The sequence below is a fragment of the Micromonospora sp. RL09-050-HVF-A genome, from assembly GCF_019374995.1.
GTDB lineage: Bacteria > Actinomycetota > Actinomycetes > Mycobacteriales > Micromonosporaceae > Micromonospora > Micromonospora antibiotica.
This window is the reverse complement of the sequence record NZ_JAGKQP010000002.1, coordinates 1,548,911-1,575,198: the sequence shown is the minus strand read 5'-3', so window position 1 is coordinate 1,575,198 and position 26,288 is coordinate 1,548,911. Positions and strand designations below refer to the sequence as shown.

The 26,288-nt window shown below is 72.3% G+C and carries 21 protein-coding genes; 13 read left to right on the top strand and 8 right to left on the bottom strand.

The window, feature by feature from the left end:
• Positions 1–71: 71 nt before the first annotated feature.
• Together J7462_RS07195 and J7462_RS07190 are read right to left on the bottom strand one after the other, a co-directional pair.
• Complete coding sequence (locus J7462_RS07195) at positions 72–1,826, bottom strand: family 43 glycosylhydrolase (protein WP_255598279.1); 1,755 nt, start codon at positions 1,824–1,826, stop codon at positions 72–74.
• 583 nt (positions 1,827–2,409) lie between these two features.
• The gene (locus J7462_RS07190) at positions 2,410–3,174 is read right to left on the bottom strand and encodes a FadR/GntR family transcriptional regulator (RefSeq protein ID WP_219462891.1); all 765 of its coding nucleotides are present in this window, start codon (positions 3,172–3,174) and stop codon (positions 2,410–2,412) included.
• A 152-nt stretch (positions 3,175–3,326) separates the two neighbouring features.
• On the opposite strand from J7462_RS07190, the gene J7462_RS07185 reads away from it, so the two are divergent.
• From J7462_RS07185 to J7462_RS07150, 8 genes are all read left to right on the top strand, one after another.
• Entirely contained in the window at positions 3,327–4,595 is a 1,269-nt protein-coding gene (locus J7462_RS07185; RefSeq protein ID WP_219462889.1) for an ABC transporter substrate-binding protein, read from the top strand.
• 147 nt (positions 4,596–4,742) lie between these two features.
• Positions 4,743–5,576: a carbohydrate ABC transporter permease gene (locus J7462_RS07180; protein WP_219462887.1), complete on the top strand. Its 834-nt coding sequence runs from the start codon at positions 4,743–4,745 to the stop codon at positions 5,574–5,576.
• Entirely contained in the window at positions 5,576–6,403 is an 828-nt protein-coding gene (locus tag J7462_RS07175; protein ID WP_208566746.1) for a carbohydrate ABC transporter permease, read from the top strand. Before J7462_RS07180 ends, J7462_RS07175 begins: the two co-directional genes overlap by 1 nt.
• A gap of 1 nt (position 6,404) precedes the next feature.
• Positions 6,405–7,643, top strand: coding sequence for a mandelate racemase/muconate lactonizing enzyme family protein (locus J7462_RS07170; RefSeq protein WP_208566745.1), 1,239 nt, complete (start codon positions 6,405–6,407; stop codon positions 7,641–7,643).
• A gap of 88 nt (positions 7,644–7,731) precedes the next feature.
• Positions 7,732–8,493 (top strand): SDR family NAD(P)-dependent oxidoreductase, encoded by a 762-nt coding sequence (locus J7462_RS07165; protein ID WP_219462885.1) that lies wholly within the window; start codon positions 7,732–7,734, stop codon positions 8,491–8,493.
• On the top strand, positions 8,490–9,353 hold the full coding sequence (locus tag J7462_RS07160) for an amidohydrolase (RefSeq protein ID WP_255597622.1): 864 nt from the start codon (positions 8,490–8,492) through the stop codon (positions 9,351–9,353). Before J7462_RS07165 ends, J7462_RS07160 begins: the two co-directional genes overlap by 4 nt.
• Positions 9,350–10,333: an aldo/keto reductase gene (locus J7462_RS07155; protein WP_219462882.1), complete on the top strand. Its 984-nt coding sequence runs from the start codon at positions 9,350–9,352 to the stop codon at positions 10,331–10,333. Before J7462_RS07160 ends, J7462_RS07155 begins: the two co-directional genes overlap by 4 nt.
• A gap of 53 nt (positions 10,334–10,386) precedes the next feature.
• Complete coding sequence (locus J7462_RS07150) at positions 10,387–12,783, top strand: ricin-type beta-trefoil lectin domain protein (RefSeq protein ID WP_219462880.1); 2,397 nt, start codon at positions 10,387–10,389, stop codon at positions 12,781–12,783.
• 98 nt (positions 12,784–12,881) lie between these two features.
• Here J7462_RS07150 and J7462_RS33210 read toward each other — a convergent pair whose 3' ends face one another.
• Positions 12,882–14,576, bottom strand: a complete 1,695-nt coding sequence (locus J7462_RS33210; RefSeq protein ID WP_219462878.1) for a tetratricopeptide repeat protein — start codon at positions 14,574–14,576, stop codon at positions 12,882–12,884.
• 344 nt (positions 14,577–14,920) lie between these two features.
• On the opposite strand from J7462_RS33210, the gene J7462_RS07140 reads away from it, so the two are divergent.
• A complete protein-coding gene (locus tag J7462_RS07140; protein WP_219462877.1) occupies positions 14,921–16,459 on the top strand; it encodes a ricin-type beta-trefoil lectin domain protein in 1,539 nt (512 codons plus the stop codon).
• 131 nt (positions 16,460–16,590) lie between these two features.
• Here the strand turns inward: J7462_RS07140 and J7462_RS07135 are convergent, their stop codons facing one another.
• Positions 16,591–17,448, bottom strand: a complete 858-nt coding sequence (locus J7462_RS07135; RefSeq protein ID WP_219462876.1) for an NAD-dependent epimerase/dehydratase family protein — start codon at positions 17,446–17,448, stop codon at positions 16,591–16,593.
• The gene (locus J7462_RS07130) at positions 17,445–17,861 is read right to left on the bottom strand and encodes a nuclear transport factor 2 family protein (protein WP_308290798.1); all 417 of its coding nucleotides are present in this window, start codon (positions 17,859–17,861) and stop codon (positions 17,445–17,447) included. The genes J7462_RS07135 and J7462_RS07130 overlap by 4 nt, the downstream gene beginning before the upstream one ends.
• A gap of 107 nt (positions 17,862–17,968) precedes the next feature.
• Here J7462_RS07130 and J7462_RS07125 point away from each other — a divergent pair, with 107 nt between their 5' ends.
• On the top strand, positions 17,969–18,556 hold the full coding sequence (locus J7462_RS07125; protein ID WP_219462873.1) for a TetR/AcrR family transcriptional regulator: 588 nt from the start codon (positions 17,969–17,971) through the stop codon (positions 18,554–18,556).
• A 24-nt stretch (positions 18,557–18,580) separates the two neighbouring features.
• A complete protein-coding gene (locus J7462_RS07120) occupies positions 18,581–19,450 on the top strand; it encodes an LLM class F420-dependent oxidoreductase (protein WP_219462870.1) in 870 nt (289 codons plus the stop codon).
• 215 nt (positions 19,451–19,665) lie between these two features.
• Here the strand turns inward: J7462_RS07120 and J7462_RS07115 are convergent, their stop codons facing one another.
• From J7462_RS07115 to J7462_RS07105, 3 genes are all read right to left on the bottom strand, one after another.
• On the bottom strand, positions 19,666–21,312 hold the full coding sequence (locus tag J7462_RS07115) for an amidase (RefSeq protein ID WP_255597621.1): 1,647 nt from the start codon (positions 21,310–21,312) through the stop codon (positions 19,666–19,668).
• On the bottom strand, positions 21,312–21,611 hold the full coding sequence (locus tag J7462_RS07110) for a hypothetical protein (protein WP_219462865.1): 300 nt from the start codon (positions 21,609–21,611) through the stop codon (positions 21,312–21,314). The genes J7462_RS07115 and J7462_RS07110 overlap by 1 nt, the downstream gene beginning before the upstream one ends.
• A gap of 822 nt (positions 21,612–22,433) precedes the next feature.
• Entirely contained in the window at positions 22,434–23,003 is a 570-nt protein-coding gene (locus J7462_RS07105; RefSeq protein ID WP_308290797.1) for a hypothetical protein, read from the bottom strand.
• Positions 23,004–23,319: 316 nt separating this feature from the next.
• On the opposite strand from J7462_RS07105, the gene J7462_RS07100 reads away from it, so the two are divergent.
• Positions 23,320–25,038: a cellulose binding domain-containing protein gene (locus J7462_RS07100; protein WP_219462863.1), complete on the top strand. Its 1,719-nt coding sequence runs from the start codon at positions 23,320–23,322 to the stop codon at positions 25,036–25,038.
• A 124-nt stretch (positions 25,039–25,162) separates the two neighbouring features.
• Positions 25,163–26,278: a MerR family transcriptional regulator gene (locus J7462_RS07095; RefSeq protein ID WP_219462861.1), complete on the top strand. Its 1,116-nt coding sequence runs from the start codon at positions 25,163–25,165 to the stop codon at positions 26,276–26,278.
• Positions 26,279–26,288: the final 10 nt, after the last annotated feature.

Genomic DNA, 26,288 nt, shown 5'->3' with positions numbered 1-26,288 from the left:
TCGGTGGTGGGGTGCCGGCCCGCCCCGGTGGGGCGGAGCGGGCCGGCGCGACTGTCAGCCGCGCGACGGGGTCACGCGGGGGTGCAGGTCAGGTCGGTCGGTGGCTGGTTGCTGCCGGTGGTCGAGCTGATATAGCCGACGGTGGTGGAGCCGCCGGCTCCGAGCTGCCCGTTGTAGGCGGCGTTGGTGACGGTCACCTGGTTGCCCTGCTGGGTCAGGGTGCCGTTCCACGCCTGGGCCACCGTCTGCCCGCTGGGCAGGGTGAAGCTCACCCGCCAGCCGGTGATCGGGGCGGACCCGTTGGTGATGGTCAGCTTGCCCTCGAAGCCGCCCTGCCAGGTGTTGACCACGGTGTTGGTGGCCGCGCAGGTCGTTCCGGAGGGGGTCGTCGGAGCCGGCGTCGTCGGGGCCGGGGTCGTCGGGGTGGGGGTGGGGGTCGCGGTGGGCGTCGTGGTGGGCGTCGCGGTCGGGGTGGGCGTCGGGGTGGTGCCGCTGCCGTTGAACTGCCACCAGTTGACGTTGAACAGGGTGCCGCTGCCGCCGGTGAACCGCAGGTACATGTCGTGGGTGCCGGTCGCGCCGGACACCGGGCAGGAGACGGTCTGCCAGTTCTGCCAGCCGCCGGTGACCGGCACGGAGCAGCTCGCCACCCGGGTGCCGGTGGTGCTGTCCAGCCGGACCTCGATGGTGCCGCCGCTGCCGGCCGAGGCCACCCGGGCGTTGAAGGACGTCGCACCGGTACCGAAGCCGACCCCCTTGACCTTGATGTAGTCGCCGTTCTCGATGAAGCCGACGTTCATCCCGCCCTCGCTGGACGCCTCGGTCTCGATGCCGGAGCCCCAGGCGATCGTCTCGGCCTCCTGCCGCACGTACGGGTTGAGCGTGCCGATCTGCGGTGCGCCGGTGCTGGTCATGTTGATCGTCGGGATGGTGCCGTTGGTGCCGTAGGTGAACTTCTCCACCGCGACCGACCGGGTGTAGCCGCCACCGCCGGGCAGCGCGCCGTTGTGGTAAAAGAAGTACGACCCGCCGTTGAAGTCGACGATTCCGGCATGGTTGGTGAAGCTGCCGCCCTGGCGGGGCATGACCGTGCCCCGGTAGGTCCACGGCCCGGTGGGGCCGGGCGCCGTGGAGTAGCCGATGAACTCGCTGCAGCACTCGGCGGCGAAGACGTTGTAGTAGGTCCCGTTGCGCTTGAAGACCCAGGGGCCCTCCTCGTAGAGGGTGGGTCGGGTGGCGTTGCCGTTGCGGGTGCCGTATCCGGCGGTGGTCAGCGGAATCTTGGTGACACTGCCGGAGTACGAGATCATGTCGGCGTTCAGCTTGACGTACCACAGGTTGGGGTTGCCCCAGTAGAGGTACGCTTGCCCGTCGTCGTCGATGAAGACGGTCGGGTCGATCTCGCCGTTGGCCGCCAGCGGGCGGCCGATGGCATCCCGGAACGGGCCGGTGGGGCTGTCGCTCACCGCCACCCCGATGGCCATCGAGTTGGTCGACTTCGCGGTCACCGGCACGTACCAGTAGAACTTGCCGTTGCGGGCGATGACCTGGCCCGCCCAGGCGTCCGCCTTCGCCCAGCTGAAGGTGCCGACGTTGAGCGGCGAGCCGTGGTCGGTCCAGTTGACCATGTCGGCGGAGGACCAGACCCGCCACTCCTTCATGGTGAACCAGGTCGAGCCGTCCTCGTCGTGGCCGGTGTAGAGGTACACCCGGCCGTTGTGCACCAGCGGGGCCGGGTCGGCGGTGTAGATGTGCTGGACGATGGGGTTGTCGGCCTTCGCGGTGCCGGCCGGGAGCAGGGTCGAGACCAGGAGCAGGGCCGTCAACCAGGCGAAGGAGCGCCGCAGTCGGGTCAGGGGTGGCAGTGCGGGTTTCACCAGTACCTCCCAGTATGGGCGATGCGTGTCGTGGGGCGTCACGCCTCGGTGGCCTGCCCGGACTCCGCCGACACCCCGGCCGGTGAGCCGGTGCTGTCGGGACTCGTCCGGACTGCCCGCCGTGCGGGTACGCGGGTGTGGCGTCACGGTCGGCGATCGCGCTCCCGGCCTGCCAGGGACGGCACCGCAGTCGGCGCGCGGTCGTGTCAGGACCCCACGGTGGCGGTGGACGACGTGCGCCGGGGGATCCGGGTGTGTCGAGGTGTCGATGCGACCCGGCGGCGCGCAGCGTCCACGGAGGTGCCCGGAGGTGTCCCACCGACGTCGCCCGTGCCCGCACTCCGCTCCGCCGCCCGGATCCCGGGGGTGGAGCGGGGGAGGCGTGCCCTTCGCTCCCGCGGCCGACGGTATCTTGTTATCGTTAACACCCGCAAGCCATTGACGTTCGTTGGTTACGCGGGCGTCATCGGGGTCCCCCTGCGGGCCCGGTCCGCCGGGCGGGAGCGACGGGTGATCCACCCGCCGCCGGGGGTCAGCGCACCAATCGCCCGGTGTCCGGTCCGCCGCGCCGGACCAGCCAGGCCTCGGTGATGTGGGTGACCATGGCCGCGGCGGCGCCGTCCGGGTCGTGGGCCGCGATGCGCTCGTAGATGCGCCGGTGTCCCCGGTTGGAGGCCACGCACAGCGCCCGTTCGGAGCGGCCCATGTAGCGGGCGGTGTTGACCACCTGGCTCTCCAGTGACCGCACCACGCCCCTGGCGATCCGGTTGCCGGACGCCTGCATGATCACGTCGTGGAACGCCCGGTCGTGCTCGTGGTAGGCGACCTGGTCGTCGACCAGCTCGTCCATCCGGTCGACCAGGGCACGCAGCCGGTCGACGGTCTCCTGGTCGGCCAGCCGGGCGGCGACGTTGGCCATGTCGGACTCCAGCACCCGCCGGGTGGCCACCAGGTCGTCGAGAATGGTCAGGCTGTCGTCCTCGGCGATCGTCGCGGAGAGCACGAGTTCGTCGAGCATGTCCCACATCGACGGTGGGGTGACGATGGTGCCGCTGCCCTGGCGGACCTGCACCAGGCCCTTCTCCTGGAGGATCTTCACGGCCTCCCGGACGACCGTGCGGCTCACCGAGAACGCCTCGCACAGCGCCGGCTCGGGAGGCAGTGGGGCGCCGGGCGGGTGAACTCCGCGTACGATGCGTCCCACCAGTTCGGCGGTGACGGCGGTCGCGAGGTTGGCGGGTCGTCGTGCCCAGCTCGGGGGCGTTGCCGTGTTCAGGGTGATCTCCCGTGCCGTCATGTCCCCTCCAGTGGATTCCGCGGACCGCGCCACGACCTGCCTGCGGCGAATTCTACGTCCCAGTGTTGACGTCATACGTCATACGAGTTACTTTCTCGTCAATCCAAGTGTCTCGATTCAGCGGGGTCGGCCGACGTCGAAAGTGAGCAGCGATGAAGCACCGAGCAGTGTGGTCAGCCGTTCTCGTCGCGGCATTGGCGCTGGCCGGCTGCGGGAGCGCCGGCGGGACGCGTTCCCCGTCCGGCGGGGCGGACGGGAAGCTGGTCGTCTGGGACTGGAAGTCCGGCGAGGCGTCCGCCCGGGCGTACCTGGAGAAGGCGAAGGCCGACTTCGCCAGGAAGCACCCCGACGTCACCGTCGAGTTCGTCGCCCAGCCCTTCGAGCAGTACTACACCCTGCTCGGCACGGCGATCCAGGCCGGTAAGGGGCCGGACGTGATGCTGTTCAACGGGGGCGGCCAGATCCGGGACCGGGCGGACGCGCTGCTGCCCCTGGACGAGTACCTCACCGACGACCGGCAGCGGCTCGCCGGCTGGGACGCGTTCACCAAGGACGGCAAGACCTACGCCGCCCCGGTGACGCTGCAGGGCCACCCGATCTACTACAACCGGGCTCTTTACGACAAGGCCGGCCTCGACCCCGCCAGCCCCGCCACCACCTGGTCGAAGTTCCTCGCCGACTGCGCCACCATCACCCGGCAGACCGGCGCGAAGTGCCTCGCCCTCGGCAACAAGGAGGGCTACGGCATCCAGTTCTTCCTCTCCGCCTTCGGCTCCGGCGTGTTCAGCGCGCAGGAGTACGACGACTGGATCGCCGGCAAGCGGGACTGGACCTCGCCGCACGTCAAGCGGATCTTCGCGCTCTGGAAGGAGGCCCAGGACGCGAAGCTGAACAGCGACGGGGCGAACTCGACGGCGATGTTCAACGACTCCTTCGCGATCTTCCAGTCCGCGAAGGCCGCCCACGTCATCGGGCTGATGTCGGACGTCGGACACTGGAAGGACTTCAGCGAGTTCCTCACCGCCGAGAAGCTCGGCGTGATGCGCGCCCCCGTCGTCGTACCCGGGGCCACCCCGAGCCTGCCCTACGACGGCGGCATCGGCTACGGGGTCGCCAGATGGACCAAGGACCCCAGGGTCGCCGCCGACCTGGTGCGTTCGCTGACCTCGACCGACGCGCTGAAGTCCTTCTACGCCGACGCCGGGGCGATCGCCGCCGACACCACCATCGACGTGTCCCAGGGCGGCCCGGCCGTGGCCACCATCGTCGCCGACCTCAAGGCCGGCAAGCCCGCCCTGCACGTGGCGCTCTCCTCCAAGACCCTGGAGCTGATGGGCCGGCTCTCCCAGCAACTGCTGAGCGGCTCGATCAGCGTCGACGAGGCGGTGAAGCAGCTGGCCGCCTCCGATCAGGCCGGCTGACCCCGTGCCGGTTCCCGAGGCGGTACCGTCGGTCCGTCCGGCCCCGACCGGCCGGGCCGGCGGGACGCCGCCGAGATCCGTACCCCCGCCCCCGCCGTCTCGCGGCGCGGCCGGGGTGGCCGCCGGGCGGAACGGCTCGCCCCCTTCGTGCTGCTGGCCCCGGCCCTGCTGATCCTCGCGCTGCTGCGGTTCTGGCCGCTGCTGCTCGGGGTCAACTTCTCCTTCACCGGTGACGGCGACCGTGACGGGCTGATGGTCGGCCTGGACAACTACCGGGAGCTGCTCGGAGACCCGCTGTTCCGGGACGCGCTGGGCAACGTCGGGCTGCTCGTGCTGCTGCTGCCGGTGGCGGTGGCGATCCCCGGCCTGCTCGCGACCCTCATCTACCTGCGGGTCCCCGGGCACCGGCTGTACCGCAGCGTCTACTTCTTTCCGGCCGTGCTGTCCCCGGTCATCGTCGGGGCCATCTTCAACCTGCTGCTCGCCTTCGACGGCCCGCTCAACGCCCTGCTCGGCGGGGTCGGCATCGGGCCGGTGGACTGGCTCGGCGACCCGGACGTGGCGATGTTCGTCGTGGTCGGGGTGCACGTCTGGGCGACCTTCGGGATGGCGCTGGTGGTGTTCCTCGCCGGCTTCGCCACCCTGGACGCCTCGCTGCTGGACGCCGCCCGGGTCGACGGCGCGTCGCTGCCCCAGACCGTCCGGCACGTGATCGTGCCCAGCCTCGCCCGCACCATCCAGTTCGTCTTCGTCACCACGATGATCGGGATGCTGACCTCCATGTTCGGCCTGCTCTACGTGATGACCAGCGGCGGCCCGGAGGGGTCGACCTACCTGCCGGAGTACTACATCTGGATCCAGCAGGGCCAGATGAACCGGCCGGCGCTCGCCTCGGCCGCCTCGACGGTGCTCTTCCTCATCATGCTCGTGGTGGGGCTGCTGCAGATCAGCCTGCTCCGGCGGGCGGTGAGGGAGGCGTGATGTCCCGTGTCCGGTGGGGTCGGTGGCTGCTGGCCCTGCCGATGGCCGTGCTGGCCCTGGCGACCGTCTACCCCCTGGTCTTCACCGCCAACGTGGCGATGAAGACCCGCCGCGACTACGTCCTCGACCGCTTCTCGCTGGTGGACTCCCTGCGGTGGGACAACGTCGCGGCGGCGTGGAACAGCGTCGGGATGGCCCGCTACCTGACCAACTCGGTGGTCGTGGTGACGGTCTCGGTGCTCCTGCTGCTGTTGTTCGGGTCGATGGCCGGCTTCGCGTTGAGCCAGCTGCGTTTCCGGGGTTCGTCGGTGCTCTTCCTGTGCTGCCTCGCGGCGCTCTTCGTGCCGTTCCAGGTGATCATGGTGCCGCTGGCGCGGATCATGTCCGACGCCGGTCTCGTCGACACCTACCCGGGGCTGGTGCTCGCCTACGTGGCGCAGTTCCTGCCCTTCACCATCTTCCTGATGACCAGCTACTACCGGACCATACCCCCGGAGATCATCGACGCGGCCCGGATCGACGGCAACGACGTCTACGGTGTCTACCGGCGGATCATGCTGCCGCTGGGCGCCCCGGCCCTGCTGTCGGTCGGCATCCTCAACGCGCTGTTCTGCTGGAACGACGTACTGATCTCGTTGCTGCTGATGCCCTCGGCCGAGCACCGGACCCTGATGGTCGGGGTGACCTCGCTGCGGGGGCAGTACTCCGCCGACATCCCCACCTTCGCCGCGGGGGTGCTGATCGCCGCCGTACCCGTGCTGGTGATCTACCTCTTTCTCCAGCGTCAGATCGCCGACGGTGTCGCCGCCGGTGCTACGAAGGGCTGACATGCGGATCACCGGATACCGGACCCTGACCACCGTGCAGGAGTGGGGTCGGCCCGTCGGCGACGCGAACGGCGTCTTCACCGACGGGGTGACCACGGTGCCGATCATCGTGGTCGAGACCGACGAGGGCATCACCGGGGTCGGCCTCGGACCGCACACCGACCTCGAACGGATCTTCGCCGCGATCGACGGCGAGGACCCCCGCGCGGTGACCACCCTTTACGACCGGATGCTGCGGCAGACCTTCAAGGCGGGCCACGCCGGCACGGTGTTCGGCACGATCGGGGCGTTGGACACCGCGCTGTGGGACATCAAGGCCCAGTCGGCGGGGCAACCGCTCTGGCGGCTGCTGGGCGGACGCGACCGGCGGGTGCCCGCGTACGCGTCCGGCCTCGACATCGGCCTGGACGACGACGAGCTGGTGGCGGCCTACACGGTCTACGCCCGACACGGGCTGCGGGCCGCCAAGCTCAAGGGCGGCCTGGACATCGAGCGGGACCGGCACCGGCTGCACGTGGTCCGGGACGTGCTCACCGAGGCCGGTCGGGGGCAGCGCCCCGGCCTGATGCTCGACGTCAACGAGGCGTGGACCCGCAAGCAGGCCGTCCGGCACGTCGGCGAACTCGAACGTACCCTGGACCTCGTCTGGATCGAGGAACCCGTCCGACGGTGGGACGCCGAGGGCCTGGCCGTCGTCGGTCGCGGTATCCGGGCGTCGGTCGCGACCGGGGAGAACCTCACCGGCCTCGAACAGTACCGGCCGCTGATCGCCGCGGCGGCGGTGGACATCGTGCAGATGGCCGCGGTCTGGGGGGTCACCCACTTCCTGCGGGTGGCCGCCCTGGCGCACGCCTACGACCTGCCGGTCAGCCCGATCGGCAACAGCCCCGTGGGGCTGCTGCACGCCGCCACGTCGGTGCCCAACCACCTGGTCAGCGAGCTACAGGACCTCCGGCCCCCGGTCGGGATCACCCGTGACCTGTACGTCGAGGACGGGGCGTTCGTCCTCGGCGACACACCGGGCCTGGGCGTCACGGTCGCCGAGGAGGAGATCCGTACCCATCCCCGCCGTTCGGACGTGCCCACACCCGACGGACCCAACGTGCGGCCGGAACGGGCCGGACGCCGGCTGCTGGCGGAGAACGACCAGATCGTCGCCGGGCCGCAGCGGTACGTCACGCCGCTGCCCGGCACCCCGGCGCACCACCACGACGGCCTGCCGTCCGCCGTCAGGAACTGACCCCGACCCACGAGGGAGTACGCATGCAGGCAGTGGTCTGCCACCGCGCCCGGCACCACCGGCCCGACGAGCTGGTGGAGGCACACCGGTGAGCGCCCTGTTCGACCTGTCCGGCCGGACCGCCGTGGTGACCGGCGCACGCCGGGGCATCGGGCTGGCCATGGCCGAGGCGCTGGCCGTCGCGGGCGCCGACGTGATCGGGGTCTCGGCGCAGCTGGAGGCCACCGGCAGTGAGGTGGAGCGCCGGGTACGCGCGGCGGGCCGCTCGTTCACCGCGTTGCGCGCCGACCTGGCCGACCGGGCCGCGGTCCGCCGGCTCGTCGGTGACCTGCACGACCTCGGCCCGGTCGACATCCTGGTCAACAACGGCGGCACCATCGCCCGTGCCCCGGCGGCCGAGCACCCCGACGAGATGTGGGACCACGTCATCGAGGTGAACCTGACCAGCCAGTTCGTGCTGAGTCGGGAGATCGGCCGGGCGATGGTGGCCCGGGGCCACGGAAAGATCATCTTCACCGCGTCGCTGCTCAGCTTCCAGGGCGGCATCACCGTCCCCGGATACGCCGCCTCCAAGTCCGGCATCGCCGGGCTGACCAGGGCGCTGGCCAACGAGTGGGCGGCGCACGGGGTCAACGTCAACGCCATCGCCCCCGGCTACATCGCCACCGACAACACCCGGGCGCTACGCGAGGACCCGGAACGCGACCGGGCCATCCTGGCCCGCATCCCGACCGGCCGGTGGGGAAACGCCGACGACCTCGCCGGCGCCACGGTGTTCCTGGCCTCCCCGGCGTCGGACTACGTCAACGGCATCGTCCTGCCCGTCGACGGCGGATGGTTGGGCCGATGAGCGCACCGCCCGGCACCGTCGACGCCCACCACCACCTCTGGGTCCGGGCCCGGCACCCGCAACCCTGGATCGACCCGGCCACCATGGCCGCCATCGACGCCGACTTCACCCCGGCCGACCTGGCCCGGGTCACCCGTCCCGTCGGGGTCACCGGGACCGTCCTGGTGCAGGCCAACTCCACCGAGGCGGAGACGGTGGACCTGCTGGGCGTCGCCGCCGACGATCCGCTCATCCGGGGGGTCGTCGGCTGGCTGGACGTCACGGCCCCGGACGTCACCGAACGACTGGGCCGGCTGCGGGCGGCGCGCGGCGGCCACCTGCTGGTCGGCGTCCGCTACTCCGTGCAGGACGAGCCCGACCCGGCGTTCCTCGACCGGGTCGACGTGCGGCGGGGGATAACCGCGGTGGGCGCCGCCGGTCTCGCCTTCGACCTGTTGGTGCGGCAGCACCAACTGGGCGCGGCCGGTCGGCTCGCCCGCGACCTGCCCGAGGTGCGGTTCGTCCTGGACCACCTCGGCAAACCGGCGCTGGGCGGGACGGACCTCGACGGGTGGGCCCGCGACCTGCACGCCCTGGCGGGCGCGGCCAACGCCACGGCGAAACTGTCCGGCCTGGTCACCGAGGTGCACCGGGCACCGTGGACACCGCAGGACCTGCGCCCCGCCGTCGAACACGCCCTCGACGCGTTCGGCCCGGACCGGTTGATGTTCGGCTCCGACTGGCCGGTCTGCCTGCTCGCCAGCTCCTACCCACGCTGGGTCGACACGCTGGCGGGACTGCTGGACCCGCTCGGCGACGATGAGCGGGCGGCGATCTGGCGGCACACCGCCCGGCGGGTCTACCGACTGGAGCCGTCGTGAACGCCCGCCCGCTGCCGCGCCGACCGGCGGTACGCCTCACCGCGCTGGGCTTCGGCGCGGCGCAGGCCGGCAACCTCTACCGGGCCACCACCGACGAGGAGTTCACCGCCGCCGTCGACACCGCCTGGGCGGGTGGCCTGCGCTACTACGACACCGCACCGCACTACGGGCTCGGCCTGTCCGAACGGCGGCTCGGCGCGGCGCTGCGTACCCGGCCGCGCGACGAGTACGTGGTGTCGACGAAGGTCGGGCGGTTGCTCGTACCGTCGCCGCAGGACGCCCACCGGCGCGACCCGGAAGGCTTCGACGTGCCCGCCGACCACCGGCGGGTCTGGGACTTCAGCCGCGACGGCGTGCTCCGTTCGCTGGAGTCCAGCCTGGCCCGCACCGGCCTGGACCGGATCGACGTCGTCTACCTGCACGACCCCGACGACCACTGGGAGCAGGCCGCCACCGAGGCGGTGCCCGCCCTGGTGGAGCTGCGCGACCAGGGCGTGGTGGGGGCCATCGGGGCCGGCATGAACCAGTCCCACCTGCTCACCCGGTTCGTCGAGGAGACCGACGTCGACGTGGTGATGTGCGCCGGCCGGTACACCCTGCTGGAACAGGGGGCGCTGGCCGACCTGCTGCCCGCCGCCGAACGCCGGGGCGTCGGCGTGGTCATCGCCGGGGTCTACAACTCCGGCCTGCTGTCGCAGGACCGGCCCCCGGCCGACGCCACCTACAACTACCAACAGGCCCCACCGGAGCTGATCGACCGGGCCCACCGGATCGCCGACGTCTGCCAGGCGTACGGCGTCACCCTGCCGCAGGCGGCGCTCGCCTTCGTCCGCTCCCCTCCCGCAGTCGTCTCGACGGTCGTCGGCCTGCGCAACCGCGCGCAGGTCACGCAGGCGCTGACCCGCGCGGACGCCGACGTCCCGGCGGCGCTGTGGCCGGCGCTGCGGGCCGCCGGGCTGCTCGACCCGGCCGCGGCGTGATTCCACCGCGACCGGGGGCACCCCACCACCCCACCAGGATTGGAGTCCCACCCGTGTCCGTCCCGACATCACCCGCCCGGCGCGGGCCGGTGCTGGCCGGCCTGGCCGCCACGGCGCTCGCCGCCACGGTCGCCGTGCTCGCCCCGGCCGGTCCCGCCCTCGCCGCCACCACCACCCTCTACGCGTCCCCCGCCGGCAGCGGCACCGCCTGCTCCAGCAGCCAGCCCTGCTCGCTGACCGAGGCGCAGAACGCCGTCCGGTCCCGTACCGCCGGGATGTCCGGCGACATCGTCGTCGAGCTGGCCGACGGCGTCTACCGGCTGGCCGCGCCGCTGCGGTTCACCGCCGCCGACTCCGGCACCAACGGCTACACCGTGACCTGGCGGGCCGCCGCCTCCGCCCGCCCGCAGCTCAGCGGGGCGCGCGCGGTCACCGGCTGGTCGCAGGTCGACGCCGGGAAGAACATCTGGCGGGCGAGCGTGCCCGCCGGGCTGGACAGCCGGCAGCTCTACGTCAACGGCGCGGTCGCCACCCGGGCGCGGACCGCCGTCAACCGGGCCGACTTCACCTTCACCACCAGCGGCATGCGGTTCAGCAACGGCGCGTTGAGCTACCTCAACAACCTGGGCAACCAGAACCGGGTCGAGGTGGAGAGCGTCGGCTCGTTCACCGACCGGTACTCGCCGGTGCAGAGCATCAGCGGCAACTTCCTGACCATGCAGCAGCCGGCCTGGAACAACAACACCTTCGGCTTCGACACCCTGTCCAAGCCGCACCGTGCCGGCCCGTTCTACCTGGCCAACGCGTACGAGTTCCTGGACAGCCCGGGGGAGTGGTACCTCAATCCGGGCAGTGGGCAGCTCAACTACATCCCGCTGGCCGGGCAGAACATGAACAGCGTCAGCGTGGAGCTGCCGCAGCTGTCGTCGCTGGTGAACGTCGGTGGCAGCTACGACGCCCCGGCGCACCACATCGCGTTCAGCGGGATCACCTTCACCGGCACCAGCTGGCTCGGCCCGAGCAGCAGCAACGGCTTCGCCGACCAGCAGACCGGCGCGCACATCACCGGCACCTGGGCCCGCCCGGCCGACGCGCTCACCTCCTGCCAGGAGGGCTGCCCGCTGTTCGAGGCGACCCGGCCGAACTGGAACCAGATGCCGGCCGCCGTGCAGGTCTCCGCCGCCAACACCATCACCTTCGGCGACTCCCAGTTCGTCAACCTCGGGCAGACCGCCATCGGCATCGGCAACGACGCCAACGCGCACGCCAGCGGGGTCGGCCTGGGGGCCAGCAACATCACCGTCACCCGCTCCGAGATCGCCCGCAACTCGGCCGGCGGCATCGTCGTCGGCGGGGTGCGCGCCGACGCCCACCACCCGGGCGACCAGCGGATGACCAACCGGAACATCACCATCAGCAACAACCGGGTGCACGACCTCGGACTGGAGTACCGGGGTGTGGTGTCGATCCTGACCACGTACGTCAACACCTCGCTGGTGTCGCACAACGAGGTCTACAACATGCCGTACACCGGGCTGTCGGTGGGCTACGGCTGGGGCGCCAACGACGCGGGCGGCAGCCAGCACTACGCCAACCGTGGGCTGTACAACTACCAGCCGCGCTACTCGACGGCGACCACGGCGGCCAACAACCAGGTCGTCGGCAACTACATCCACGACGTGATGCAGCAGATGACCGACGGTGGCTGCCTCTACACGCTGTCGGCGAACCCGGGCGGGACCATCAACGAGAACTACTGCCTGCGGACCAACGGCTGGTTCGGGCTCTACTTCGACGAGGGCTCCCGTTACTACACCGCCCGCAACAACGTCTTCTCCTCCACCGGCACCTGGGCCACCGCCAACTACTGGTACGCCGAGAACATGGGCAACTTCACCGTGACCAACAACTGGTCGACCAACAACAGCACCAACGTGACCAACGGTGACCGGGGCAACGTCGTCAACAACAACACCGTGGTCAGCAACAACAGCTGGCCCTCGGCAGCGCAGACCGTGATGGCCAACGCCGGGGTGCAGGGCACCACCAACCCGCCGACGCAGGGCGCGCAGCTCGTCGGGGTGCAGTCCGGCCGGTGCGCCGAGGTCACCGGTTCCAGCACCACCAACGGCACCCAGGCCCAGCTCTGGGACTGCACCGGCGCGGCCAACCAGCGGTGGACCCAAACCGCCAGCCGGCAGTTGATGGTCTATGGCAACAAGTGCCTGGACGCCTCCGGGCAGGGCACCAGCAACGGCACCAAGGTGGTGATCTGGGACTGCAACGGCGGCACCAACCAGCAGTGGAACGTCAACGCCAACGGCACGGTCACCGGCGTGCAGTCCGGGCTCTGCCTGGACGCGAACGCCGCCGGTACGGCCAACGGCACCAAGTTGATCCTCTGGGCCTGCAACGGCGGCACCAACCAGCAGTGGAGCCTGCGCAGCTGACCGGTCGACCACGGGGTGCGCGGGGTCGGGCGGACGGCCCGGCCCCGCGCACCCGACGTCGTTGCCCACCCGGTGTCGCCACCGCCACGTGCGGCCGGTCAGGAGGTGCGGCGGCAGCGGGCGAGTGCGGTGCGCAGCTCGCGACGCAGTGACCGGTCCACCTCGGGTGCGGCGAGCGCGGCGGCGAAGTCCCGGGCCGCCTCGTCCCACCGGCCCAGCCGGGCCAGCGCGGTGCCCCGGTTGTAGCGGGGCACCGGTGCCGCCGACAGCGCGACCGCCCGGTCCAGGTCGGCCACGGCGTCGGCCACCGCACCCCGGTCGAACCGGACGGCGGCCCGGTTCGTCCACGCCTCGACCAGCTCCGGATCGCCGGCCAACGCCCGGCTGAACAGCGCCTCGGCCTCGGCCGCCGCACCGCGCTCCGAGCGGATCAGCCCGAGGGTGCACAGCAGGGCGGGTTCGTGCGGGGCCAGCACCAGCCCGGCCCGCGCCCCCGTCTCGGCGACGTCGAGGGCTCCCCGGCCGAGGTGCAGGTTGACCAGGGCGATCCGGGCATCGAGGTGTCCGGGCTCGATGGCCAGCACCCGGTCCAGGTCGTCGCGGGCCCGCCCGGTGCGGCCCCGCTCCTGCTGGAGCACCGCCCGGTTGTAGTACGCCTCCGGCAGGTGCGGCCCGAGGCGGATCGCGCTGCCGTAATCCCGGATCGCGGCCCGGTGTCGCCCGGCGGCCCGGTGCAGGGCGGCCCGGTCCACGTAGTACTCGCAGTTGTCGGGGTCGTGGCCGATCACGGTGTCGAGTTCGGCCAGGGCCCGTTGCGGGTCGCCCAGCGCCAGGTGGACCTGGGCCCGGTTGTGGCGCAGCCGGGCCACGTCCTGGGGGCGTTCACCGGGGGCGAGCACCGCCGTCAGCCGGGCCAGCCCGTCGTCGATCAGCCGCAGCGCCCGCTCCGGCTCGCCCGCCCGGCTGTCCAGCAGGGCGACGCCCTGCTCGTAGAAGACCGTCGAGAGGAGCCGCTGCCGGGGGTCGGGCACCGTGTGGGCGAGCCGGAGCGCCTCCGCCAGCCAGTGCCGCGCCCGTGCCGGGGCCTGGGCGGCGGCCGGCAGGTGCCGGGCGTACAACATCGCGGTGGCGTACGCGGCCGACATGGTGATCTTCGGATCGTCGGTGACGGTCCGGGTCTCGTGGTAGAGGTCGAGCGCCTCGGTGGCCTGGTCCAGTGCCGCCAGGGCGGTGGCCAGGCCGGTGGTGAACGACCACCAGTGCGGCAGGTCGTCGGCCGGGGTGACCAGGGCACGCCCCTGTCGGGCGGTGCGGGCCGCGTGGTGGTAGAAGCCGCCGGCCAGGCTCTCGCCGAGGGCGGTGCGCAGCGCCGCCGGGCTCAGGTCGACGGCCGGCAGGGCCGGGCCGTCGTCACACAGTTCCAGCCGCACCGGGTACGCCCCGAGTCGGCCGGCCAGCGCGTCGAGCAGCTCGTGGGTGGTCTCGTCGGCCGCGCCGACGTGGACGAACCGGAGCGTGACCGGTCGGCGCAGGGTGCCCGCCCAGGCCGCCACGAACTCGGTCGCGCCGTAGGCCAGGGCGGCGGTGCGCCGGGCGGGGTGGAACCGGATCGGCGCCTCGTCGGCGGCGGCGCGGGCGGCCGGGTCGAGCCGGGGCGCGATGGCCCGTAGCTCGGTGCGGTGCCGGGCGGCCAGCCGGGGGCGGTCCGCGGCGATCCGCTGGAGCAGGTCGGCGACCCCGGCGTACGGCCCGTGGTCGCGGTGGCAGTCGTAGGGCGGTGGCTCGTCGGTCACGGTCGGGCCGGCGTCGCCGAGGGCGGGCGCCCGGGGGCGCCCGCCGGGCCGGCAGTTACCAGCACCACTCGATCCAGAGCCGGCGGGCGCCGGACACCAGACGCAGTGCACTCGTACGACGGACGGTCATCTTCTTCATGGGCACCTCCGTGGTCGTCCACTCCGGACTGCGCAGAGCCTAATCCCGATCAAGGGAAATGCGAAGGGCGCTCGGGAAACCGGCGGGCCTGGTGGCCTGACCGCCGACCGGTCCGGCGACGTTGCATTGACAGATGTCCCTCAATTAGTAAATATTCTTGTCTGAGAGCGCTCTCACATCCGTCGACAGCTCTGGAGGGTGCAGAATGATCCGTCACCTGGGTGCCGTTCTCGGGGCCGCGACGCTGGTCGGTGCGCTGGCCGCCGCGCCCGCCGGGGCCGCACCGGTCACTGCGCCGGCCGACCCGTCCGCGCCGGCCGCCGTCGACCCGTCCGCCGGCCTTCCCGCCGGGCAACGGGCGGCGCTGCGCCGGGATCTCGGTCTGACCGACGAGCAGCTCCGCCTCCGCACGGTCGTCGAGGCCGCTGCGCCGTCGACCGAGCGTCGGCTCCGGGCCGAGCTGGGCGTCGCGTACGGCGGGTCCTGGGTCGCGGGGGACGGGAGCAGCCTGGTGGTCGGGGTGACCACGGCCGCCGACGCCGCCCGGGTCCGCCGTGCCGGCGCCCAGCCGCAGGTGGTCCGGCGGAGCCTGGCCGAGCTGGACCGGGCCCGGGCCACCCTCGACCGGGCGGCCGGCCGGGCCGGCCCGGCCGTGCACTCCTGGTATGTCGACCCGGCGAGCAACAGCGTGGTGATCCAGGCCGCCGACACCGCTGCGGCCCGGGCGTTCGCCGAGGCCACCGGCACCGCCGACGCGACCCGACCGGTCGTCGCCGCGCAGTCCTACCGCCCGGTCTACGACATCCGGGGCGGCGACCAGTACGTCATCAACAACAACACCCTCTGCTCGGTCGGCTTCGCCGTCGCCGGTGGCTTCGTCACCGCCGGTCACTGCGGTGGGGCGGGCAGCACCACCAGCGGCAGCGGCGTCGCGCAGGGCACCTTCCGGGGCTCGTCCTTCCCGGGCAACGACTACGCCTGGGTGCAGACCAACTCCTCGTGGGTGGCCACGCCCACGGTGAACACCTACAACGGCGGCACGACCGCGGTGGCCGGCTCGGCGGAGGCCGCCGTCGGCAGCGCGGTCTGCCGGTCCGGCCGGACCACTGGCTGGCGGTGCGGCACCATCACCGCCCGGGACGTCACGGTCAACTACTCCGGTTCCCTGGTGTACGGCCTGGTGGCGAGCAGCGCGTGCGCCCAGCCCGGCGACTCGGGTGGCGCGTTCGTCTCCGGCAACCAGGCGCAGGGCGTCACCTCCGGTGCCGGTGGCGACTGCACCTCCGGTGGCACCACCGTCTACCAGCCGGTCAACGAGATCCTCGGCGCGTACGGGCTGTCGCTGACCACCACCGGCGGTGGCGGTGCCGGCCAGCTCGTCGGGTACGCCGGCAAGTGCATCGACGTGCCCAACTCCAACGGCGTGGACGGCCAGTACCTGCAACTGTGGACCTGCAACGGCACCAACGCCCAGCGGTGGACCTTCGCCGGGGACGGCACCGTGCGGGCGCTCGGGCTGTGCATGGACGTGGCCTGGGGCTCGACCGCCAACGGAGCGGTCGTCCAGTTGGCCAGGTGCAGCGGCAACCCGGCCCAGCAGTTCGTCCTCAGTGGTGCCGGTGACCTGGTCAACCCGCAGGCCGACAAGTGCGTCGACGTGCAGGGCGCGAACAGCGCGGACGGTGCCCGGCTGGTCATCTGGGAGTGCACCGGCGGGGCCAACCAGAAGTGGCGGCGCGGCTGAGCGACCCGGGCGCGGGGCAGGCGACGACCGGGTTGCCCGCCCCGCGCGCCGTCGCGCCACCGGTCAGCATCGCCGCAGCGCGTGCGGGTGCACCCGACGGCGGCACCCTCGGTCGTCGTCCGGCCGACCCGTCAGGTCGGTGTCGGGGCGCGGTCCGGGGTGGATCGGGGGTCACCGGGCAGCCGGTCGCGGCAGAAGTCCCGGAACGAGCGGGGTGGGCGGCCGGTCACGTCCGCGACGGTGCTGGTGGTCCGGTCCTCCGCGCCGGCCGCGATCGCCGTGTCCAGGCTCGCGAGGAACCGGGCGAAGTCGGCTGGCAGGCCGTTGGCCTCGTGGTACGCCGAGAGCTCGGCCTCGCTGACGGCACGGTGCCGGACCGGTCGGCCGCCGGTGTCGGTGAGGACGGCGGCGATGTCGGCATAGCTCAGGCGTTCGGGGCCGGTGATGAGGTGCTCGGTGTCGTGCGACGTCGGATCGGTGAGGGCGCGGACCGCCACCCCGGCGATGTCGGCCGGATCGACGATGCCGACCCGGGCGTCGCCGGTGGCGCTGATGATCTCGCCGCGTTCCCGGGCGCTCACCCCGTGCGGACGGTCACCGACGAAGTTCTCCATGAACCAGGAGGGCCGCAGCACCGCCCACTCCGGGAAGAGCCCACCCAGCCGGGCCTGCACCTCGCCCAGGCCGGGCGTGCCCGCCTCGATCGCCGAGGAGCTGAGCAGGACGGCCCGCCGCACTCCCCGGGTGCGGGCCAGTTCCAGCAACGGCAGCATGACCGGTGCGGGATCGACCTCGCCGACGGGTGGGACCAGGTACACGCCCGTCACGCCCTCCAGTGCGGCGTGGTGGGTGCCGGGGTCGTACCAGTCGAAGCGGACGTCCCCGGCGCAGGCCCGGCGGCTGGCGACGCGGACCGGGCGGCCGGCGTCGGCGAGGGTGGCGGCGACGAGCCGGCCGGTCGTCCCGGTGCCGCCGATGACCAGGATCACGAGCGCACCAGCCCGCCGTCGAGCAGGTCCTGTGCGGCCTGCGGGTTCCAGTAGTCGCGGTAGTGCACGATGTGGCCGTCCCGGATGGTCAGCACGGCGATGTACCGCAGGCGGTAGGGCCGGTCGCTGGCGACGACGACGCCACCGGCGGTGAACTCGGCGACGAGCACCGCCGGATCGGTGGTCTCGTGCACGGTGACCTCGGTGATCTCGCGAACGTCGAGGATCTCCGGATAGTCGATGAGGTAGTCGTGCACGGCGGCCCGGCCGGTGACCCGGCTCGGTTGCCCGGCCGGCGCGAACGGGAACTCCATGACGCCGTCGTCGGCGAACAGGGCGATGAATCCCGGCATGTCCTTGGCGAGCAACAGGTGCATGGCCCGGTGGAACAGGGCGGTGGAAGGGTTCGACACGGTTGTCCCCTGGTCGTCGGTGCCGTCCCGCTGGGTGGTTACCATAGCGGACGGCCGGTCCGTTTCACTGTAGCGGACTGGCGGTCCGTTTTGCGAGGGGAGAGCGGGTGCGCGCCGACGCGGCACGAAACCGGACGGCCGTACTGGCCGCCGCTGATCGGTTGTTCGATGCCGCGACCGACCCCGACCAGGTCTCGATGGACGACATCGCCGCCGCCGCCGGAGTGGGCAAGGGCACGCTGTTTCGCCGCTTCGGCGACCGGATGGGGCTGCTCCGGGCCCTGTACGCGCAGCGCGGAGACCAGTTGCGGGCGGTACTGACGGCGACGCCCCCGACGGGGCCGCCGGCGGAGCGTGCCCTGCACCTGCTCCGCGAGGTGGTGCGGTTCAAACGGGACAGCCGGGTGCTGACGTTGGCCCTGGAGAACGCGGGCGACGGCAGCCCCTACCGCACCGGGTCGTACGAGGAGTGGCACGTCCTGCTGGTCGCGCTCGTCACCGAGGCGCGCGGCCCCGCGTCGGCGGACTACCTGGCCCACGCCCTGTTGGCGGCAGTGCGCAGCGACCTGGTGGAACACCTGCGGGACTGGCCCGACGAGCGCTGGGAGACGGGGTTGGCCGCCCTGACCCGCGCGGTGCTGGACGTCGACGCGTCGCCGGCGGCAGCCGGGGCGGGTGACCCCGTACGCCACTAGGATCGGTGTGGAGGTGGGCGAGGCATGAGACTCGGACTGCACTACTGGAACTACTCGACCCCGACCGATCCGGCGGCGATCGCACCGACGCTGATCGAGACCGCGACGATCGCGGAGGAGGCCGGGGTCGCATCGTTCACCGTGATGGACCACTACTTCCAGATGGAGGCGATGGCCCCGGCCGAGGAGCCGATGCTGGAGGCGTACACGACGCTGGGTTTCGTCGCGGCGCGGACCTCGCGGATGACGCTCGGCGTGCTGGTCACCGGCGTGATGTACCGCTACCCGGGGCTGCTCGCCAAGATCGTGACCACCCTGGACGTGCTCTCCGGCGGCCGGGCCCGGCTCGGCATCGGCGCGTCCTGGTACGAGCGCGAGCAGCACGGCCTCGGGGTGCCGGTGGTGCCGGTGGCCGAGCGGTTCGAACGGCTGGAGGAGACGCTGCGGATCTGCCGGCAGATGTGGAGCGACGACAACGGGCCGTTCGAGGGCCGGCACTACCGGTTGGCCGAGACGCTCAACTCGCCGCAGCCGCTGCGACGGCCCCACCCGCCGGTCATGATCGGCGGCAGCGGCGAGAAGAGGACCCTGCTGCTGGTGGCCCGGTACGCCGACGCCTGCAACCTGTTCGGCAGCAGCCCTGCCGAGGTGGCGCACAAGCTGGACGTGCTGCGCGGGCACTGCGCCGCCGAGGGCCGCGACTACGACACCATCGACAAGACGGTCATCGTGATGCGACCGCCGCTGGCCGACGTGGACGCGTTCCTCGCCGAGGTGGCCGAGTACGCGGCGCTCGGCGTGACCGAGGTGCAGGTCACCCCGGACCGGCACCCGGTGGAGTTCACCCGACGGGTCGCCGACGAGGTGTTGCCCAGGCTGACCACCATCGGCTGAGCCGGTCGGGCCGCCGTCCGTCTTCCGGGACCGCGTCGCCCACCCTGCCCCGCCGCCCGTTTCGCGGGACCGGCCGTCCACCCCACCGTGCCCCGCCGCCCGTTTCGCGGGACCGGGTCGTCCACCCCACCGTGCCCACCCCGCCACTGTTCACCCCGCCGCTGTCCGTCCGTCGTCCGCCCCGCCGCTGTCCGGCGGGGCGGACGACGTGGCGGTCACTGGGACAGGTGGGCGACCTCGTCGGCGGTGAGCCGCAGCCCGGCCGGGGCGGCGCTGCGCGCCGCCGCCGCGACGGCCGGCGGGTCGGCCGGTCGGCGCAGGTGCCAGTCGGTCACCGCCTGGTAGGCGGCGACCACCGACAGCAGCCGGTCCTCGCCGTACGGCAGGCCACCGAGGATGGTGCCGATCGGCAGGCCCGCGCCGGTGAACCCGATCGGGAAGCCGATCTCCGGCAGGCCGAGGATGTCGAACGGCACCGGACCGGTCTGCACCACCACGTCGCACCCGGCGAAGAGTTGGTCGAGCACCCGTTCCATCAGCAGCAGCTTGGCCCGCTGGCCGGTGATGAACTCGCCGCCACCCAGCAGCGCCCCCTGCAACCAGCCGGTCACCGACACCCCGAAGCCGCGCAGGTCGGTACGCAGGTAGGGCAGGAACGGCTCGGTGCGCTCCGGCAGCCGTACGTTGTTGAACGCGGTGCCGGTGAGCAGCTCCCACTCGTCGGGCAGCGGCACGTCGACGATCGTCGCGCCGGTGATCGCGGCGAGCTTCGCCAGGTACGCCTGCCGGGCCAGCGCGGTCTCCGAGGTGCCGGCGGTGAAGCCGGGTAGCACCCCGATCCGGGTCTTCCACCGCAGCTTGAGCTTGCCGCCCTGGTGGGTCGGGGTGGCCGCGTCGATCAGCTTGGGCACCTCGGGCAGGCCCTGGCTGCGCGGGTCGGCCGGGTCCTCACCGGCCATCGCGGTGAGCATGATGGCGGCGTCCTTGGCGTCGCGGGCCAGCGGGCCGGGATGGTCGCGGGTGTAGCTGAGCGGGATGATCCCGTGCAGCGACACCCGACCCATCGTCGGCTTGAGCCCGGTGAGGTTCTGCGCGTTGGACGGCGCGGTGATCGAGCCGCCGGTCTGGGTGCCGGTGCCGGACGCGGCGAGCCGGCCCGCCACGGCGGTGGCGGTGCCGGTGGACGATCCGCCGGGGTCGGTGGCCGGGTTGGTGGGGGTCCATGCGTTGACCGTGGTGACCACCCCGGCGGGGGTGGTGGCCCGGGTGGTGGCCAGCGGACCCATCTGGGTCTTGCCCAGCACGATCGCCCCGCCGCCGGTGACCAGCCGGGTCACCGCCGTGGCGTCGTACGGTGGTCGGAAGTCGGCGAACAGGTAGGAGCTGGCGGTGGTCGGCACCCCGGCGGTGTAGTAGTTGTCCTTGATGGCCAGCGGGATGCCGTGCAGCGCGCCCCGGTGCGGCTTGCGGGCCATCGCGCGGGCCGCCTTGACCGCCTGCTCGGCGAGCACCAGGTTGAACGCCTGGTAGGTCGGCTCGTAGCGGGAGATCCGGGCCAGGTACGCCTCGACCAGCTTCTCCGGGGTGAGCTTGCCGGCCCGGATCAGCCAGGCGGCCTCGGCGATGGTCAGCTCGGTCGGGTCGGCCACCGCCTCCGGGCGCGGCTTGACGTAGGCGTTCGGCACGGCCAGCGCCGGGTTGTAGCGGCCGGGCGGGGCGACCGCCGCGCGGGTGACGCCGGCCGCCGAGGCGACGGCGGGCAGCCCGACGACGCCGCCGACCGCCGAGGCGGTGGCCAGTGCGGCGGTCCGGGCGAGGAAGGCGCGACGGTCGACGCCGTGGTCGGCAGGGGCTGTGCTCATCACTTCCGCCATTCCGTGCTGATCGAGGGGTAGAGCATCGGCGCGGGCTGCTGGGACAGCGCCTTGGCCACGGCCGGGTCGGTGCCGGCCGGGGCGGGCGGCTGGTAGGCGGCGAGGGTACCGACCGTGCTGCGGACGAACGAACGCAGCGAGGCCAGCACGGTGGCCTGGCCGGGGGAGCCGGTCTGTGGGTCGGCGGTGGTGCCGGGTGGGAGTTGGTCGAGGTCGATGCCGAGTGACGCGAGCCGGGCGCGGATGAGGACGTCCAGCTCGGCGTCGGTCGGTGGGGTGGGGGCCATGACGCTCCTTGAGGGGTGGGCGACGTTGACCCACTGTTGAGCCGGATCGTGTCGCGGACGTGACATGTTGATCTCGGCGTCGTGAAGCCACGCAGGTCAATGCCCCTGTACGTGGGCGCGACAGTGGACGGCCGGGCCGGCGCATCGGGGCCCCGCGATCGCCCAGCACGTCCCGGCCGACGGGTCTACTCGTACGACATGTTGGGCCCGTTCGTGGCCATTGCGCTGGGGCAGGTGGCGGTCGGGCCGGTCGCTGCGGTGGTCGGTACCCGCGACACCGTGCTGATCCTCGCTGCGCTGGTGGTGCTCTCCGTGCTCGGGATGGTGCCCAGCCGGGCGGTCCGCCGGCTGGCGGCGTCGACGCCGGGGCCTGAGCGTGCGGCGGCACGGCCGGCGTTGACGTCGGGCCCGTGCGGGAACCGGCCGGTGGACCGGCGCGTGGTCGGACGTTTCGCGGAGCCGGTGCCCGGCCGGCCCGCTCCCCGGTGGGGTGCCGCCTGCCCCCGTCGGACGACCGGCGGGGCGGCGGCAGCCGGACGGCTGCCGGCAGCGGTCGGGCCGGCGCCGGTCGGGGTACGCCGGACCCGCGCACCACCATGCGGTGGACCGAGTCGCGCCGGCCCGACAGTTACCGCAGGGCATTCCCGTTCGACTATGGGGAAAGGGGGGAACGTCAGATCAATTGCCCGCCGTCGTCGCGAATCCCGCCACAATCGAACCGGTCCCGGCCGGCCCTGGGTGCCATGCGTTATGCCGGGTATTTCGGACCACGCCGGGTGGCCGTACCCCATTACCCGGTGGTCGTCCGCCGCCGGGAACGACTCAGTCGTGGAGCGTGACGTCGGGCAGTGGGCGGCCGGTGGCGTCGAACAGCGCGGTTCCGCAGTCGCAGTGCTCGTCGGCGAGGCTCCCGGTCGCCGGCAGTTGCCAGACCAGCATCTCCCCGCAGCCCGGGCAGTCGAGGCTGACCAGGGTCTCGGTGGGTGGCGAGGCCCAGTCCCGTACCGGCTGGCCCTGGTGGGTCAGCCCGGTCGGCGGCTGCCCGCCGGTCCGCAGGACCAGCACCGGGTAGCTGTCGGTGCCGTCGTCGTGCACCGCGAGAGTGAAGCCGAGCGGTGCCAGCACGCCGGACAGGTGGTGGAGTTGGCGGATCGGCAGGTCGCCCCGGCCCAGCGTCGGGTCGGCCTCGGCGGCCCGCTGGACGACGTCGGTGTCGACGCCGTCCGGCTGGGCCCCGAAGGCCCGGATCCGCCCGGCCACGAACGCCGCCAGGGCGCCGGGCTCCTCCTCGCCGGTCCAGTCCATCACGAACAGCACGCTGTCGACCCCGATGCCCCGGGCCCGCTCGTCGGGGGTGAGGACCAGGTCCGCCAACTCCGTCACGGCGGTCACGTTAGCAACCGTCGGATGGCGGGCCGTGCGCGCCGGTCGCCCCCTGTCGCCGCCCGCGTCGTGGCGGCGTGCGACGACCATCGGACGCGCGGGATCGGTGCGGACCCGGATGCGGCCGGCGTGCTTGACCCCTATGGAAGGGGAAACTAAACTCCGGCCGTTAACGTTCACAATTATCACAGTCGATATGTGCTGTCGAAACGCCGACGGTGACGTCCAGGTCATCCCCGTGGCGGCGCAGCAGATCGGTGCCGACCGGCTCGATGGAACCGGCAGGGCGCGTATCACCACCACCACCACCAGGAGGACGAAAGAAATGACGCAGGATCAGAATGGGCCGGCGGCCAGCGAGCGGAAAACACTGAGCCGTCGCGTAGTCCTGACGACGCTGGGCACGCTGCCCGTCGCGGCGGCCACGGCGGCCCTGGGAGCCACGGAGGCCTCCGCCGCCCCGGCGAGCATCAACCTGTCGGCGACCCGGCAGACGATCAAGGGCTACGGCGCGATGGCCCACGCCGGCTGGATCGGCGACCTGACCGCCGCCCAGCGGGAGACGGCGTTCGGCACCGGTGAGGGCCGGCTCGGCTTCTCCGTGCTGCGCATCCCGGTCGGCGAGAGCCAGGCGGACTGGAGCCGTGACCTGGCCACCGCCAAGCGCGCGGCCGAACTCGGGGTGACCGTCTTCGCCTCGCCGTGGAACCCCCCGGCCAGCATGATCGAGACGTTCACCCGGGGCAGCCAGACCAACGCCAAGCGCCTGCGGGCCAGCTCCTACGCCGCATATGCGCAGTACCTGAACGACTTCACCGTGTACATGCGCAACAACGGGGTGAACCTCTACGCCATCTCCGTGCAGAACGAGCCCGACTACGCCCACGACTGGACGTGGTGGACCTCCGGCGAGATCATCAAGTTCCTCAAGGAGAACTCCGGGGTGATCAGCACCCGGGTGATGGCGCCGGAGTCGTTCCAGTACGTCAAGTCGATGTCGGACCCGATCCTCAACGACGCCACCGCACTGGCCAACGTCGACATCATCGGGGCCCACCTCTACGGCACCTCGTACTCGAACTTCCCGTACCCGCTGTTCAAGCAGAAGGGGGCGGGCAAGGAACTGTGGATGACCGAGGTCTACTACCCGAACAGCAACGCGAACTCGGGTGACGCCTGGCCGGAGGCGCTCGACGTCGGCGAGCACATCCACCGGTCCATGGTCGACGCCGAGTTCCAGACGTACGTCTGGTGGTACCTGCGGCGCAGCTACGGCCCCATGCGCGAGGACGGTCAGATCAGCAAGCGGGGCGCGATGATGGCCCAGTTCGCCCGGTTCGTGCGGCCCGGATACGTCCGCGTCGACGCCACGGCCAACCCGGCGTCGAACGTCTACGTCTCGGCCTACCGGGGCGGCAACACCGTGGTCATCGTCGCGGTCAACAAGAACACCTCGGCGGTTAGCCAGCAGTTCACCCTCTCCGGCGCCACCGCGTCGGGCAGCGTGCAGAACTGGCTGACCGACGGCAGCCGCAACGTCGCCCCGCAGAGCGCGCTGACCATGTCCAACGGCTCGTTGACCGTCAACCTGCCCGCGCGCAGCGTGATGACGTTCGTGACCAGCGTCAACGGCACCACGCCGACCCCCACCCCGACCGTGACGCCCACGGGCACCCCGACGCCGACCCCGACGCCCACCCCGACCCCCACCCCCACGGCGGGCGGCAGCGGACCCCGGGTCGGCTACACGATGAACAGCTGGGACTCCGGCTTCACCGCCAGCATCAGCATCACCAACACCGGCACGTCGACGATCGACGGCTGGACGTTGGTGTTCACCCTGCCGTCGGGCCAGTCCATCACGTCGGCCTGGAGCGCCACCATCTCGCCCACCAGCGGTCAGGTGAGCGCCCGCAACGTCAGCTACAACGGCACGATCGCCCCCGGCGCCACCGTCGAGATCGGCTTCCAGGCCAACCACACCGGCAACACCGCCAAACCGACCGCGTTCACCCTCAACGGCATCCCCTGCACCGTGGCCTGACGGCCGACGGCGCGACCTCGACGACCGTGCGGGCCCGCCTCCTCCGGCACCGGAGCAGGCGGGCCCGCACCTTGTGCACGCGACGCTTGCTCCTCACGTGGCGTCATGGCGGATAGTCGGAGCCGTGGAGGAACACCTGACCGTGGGACGGGTGGCGGAGCTGGCCGGGGTCACCGTCCGCACCCTGCACCACTACGACGGGATCGGCCTGCTGACGCCGTCCGCCCGCACTCCGGCGGGGCACCGGGCGTACTCGGCGGGCGACGTGCGACGGCTGCGGGAGGTGCTCGGCTACCGGCGGCTCGGCTTCGGGCTGCGGGAGATCGCGGCACTGGTGGACGACCCGACGACCGACCCGGTCGCGCACCTGTGCCGGCTGCGCGGTCTGCTGGCGGACCAGCGCGACCGGGCCGCCGCCATGGTGACGGCCATCGACCGGGAACTGGAGGCGCGGGCGATGGGGATTGCGACGCCGCCGGAGGAGCAACTGCGGGTGTTCGGCGCGCGATTGTACGACACCATCGGCGCGGCCTACCCGGCGACCCGGCGTACCGAGCCCCGGATCGCCGCCCGGATCTGGGCGGCGCTGGGTGACGCCCGCACGGTGCTCAACGTCGGGGCCGGCACCGGTTCCTACGAGCCACCCGACCGCGAGGTCACGGCGGTGGAACCGTCGGCGGTGATGCGGGCGCAGCGCCCCCCGGGTGCGGCGCGGTGCGTGGCCGCCGCCGCCGAGAACCTGCCCTTCGCGGACCGGTCCTTCGACGCCGCGATGGCGGTCAGCACCGTCCATCACTGGCCGGACCCGGTCGCCGGGCTGCGGGAGATGCGACGGGTGGCCCGTCGGGTGGTGGTGTTCACCTACGACGCCGACGACACCGGCTGGCGGGAGCGGTTCTGGCTGACCCGCGACTACCTGCCGGAGTTTGCGGGACTGCTCGTCGGCTGGCCCGCGCTGGCCGACCTGACCCGCGCGACCGGTGGCCGCGCCGAGCCGGTGGGTGTCCCGTGGGACTGCGCCGACGGTCTCTTCGAGGCGTACTGGCGGCGGCCCGAAGCCTACCTGGACGAGCCGGTGCGGCGGGCGACGTCGGTCTGGACCAGGGTCGGGCCGCAGGCCGAGCGCAGGGCCGTGCGGATGCTGCGGGCGGACCTCGCCTCCGGCCGGTGGACGCAGCGCAACCGCGACCTCATCAGCCGCGACACCGCCGAGCTCGGCCTACGCCTGCTGGTGTCCTGAGCACGCCGGC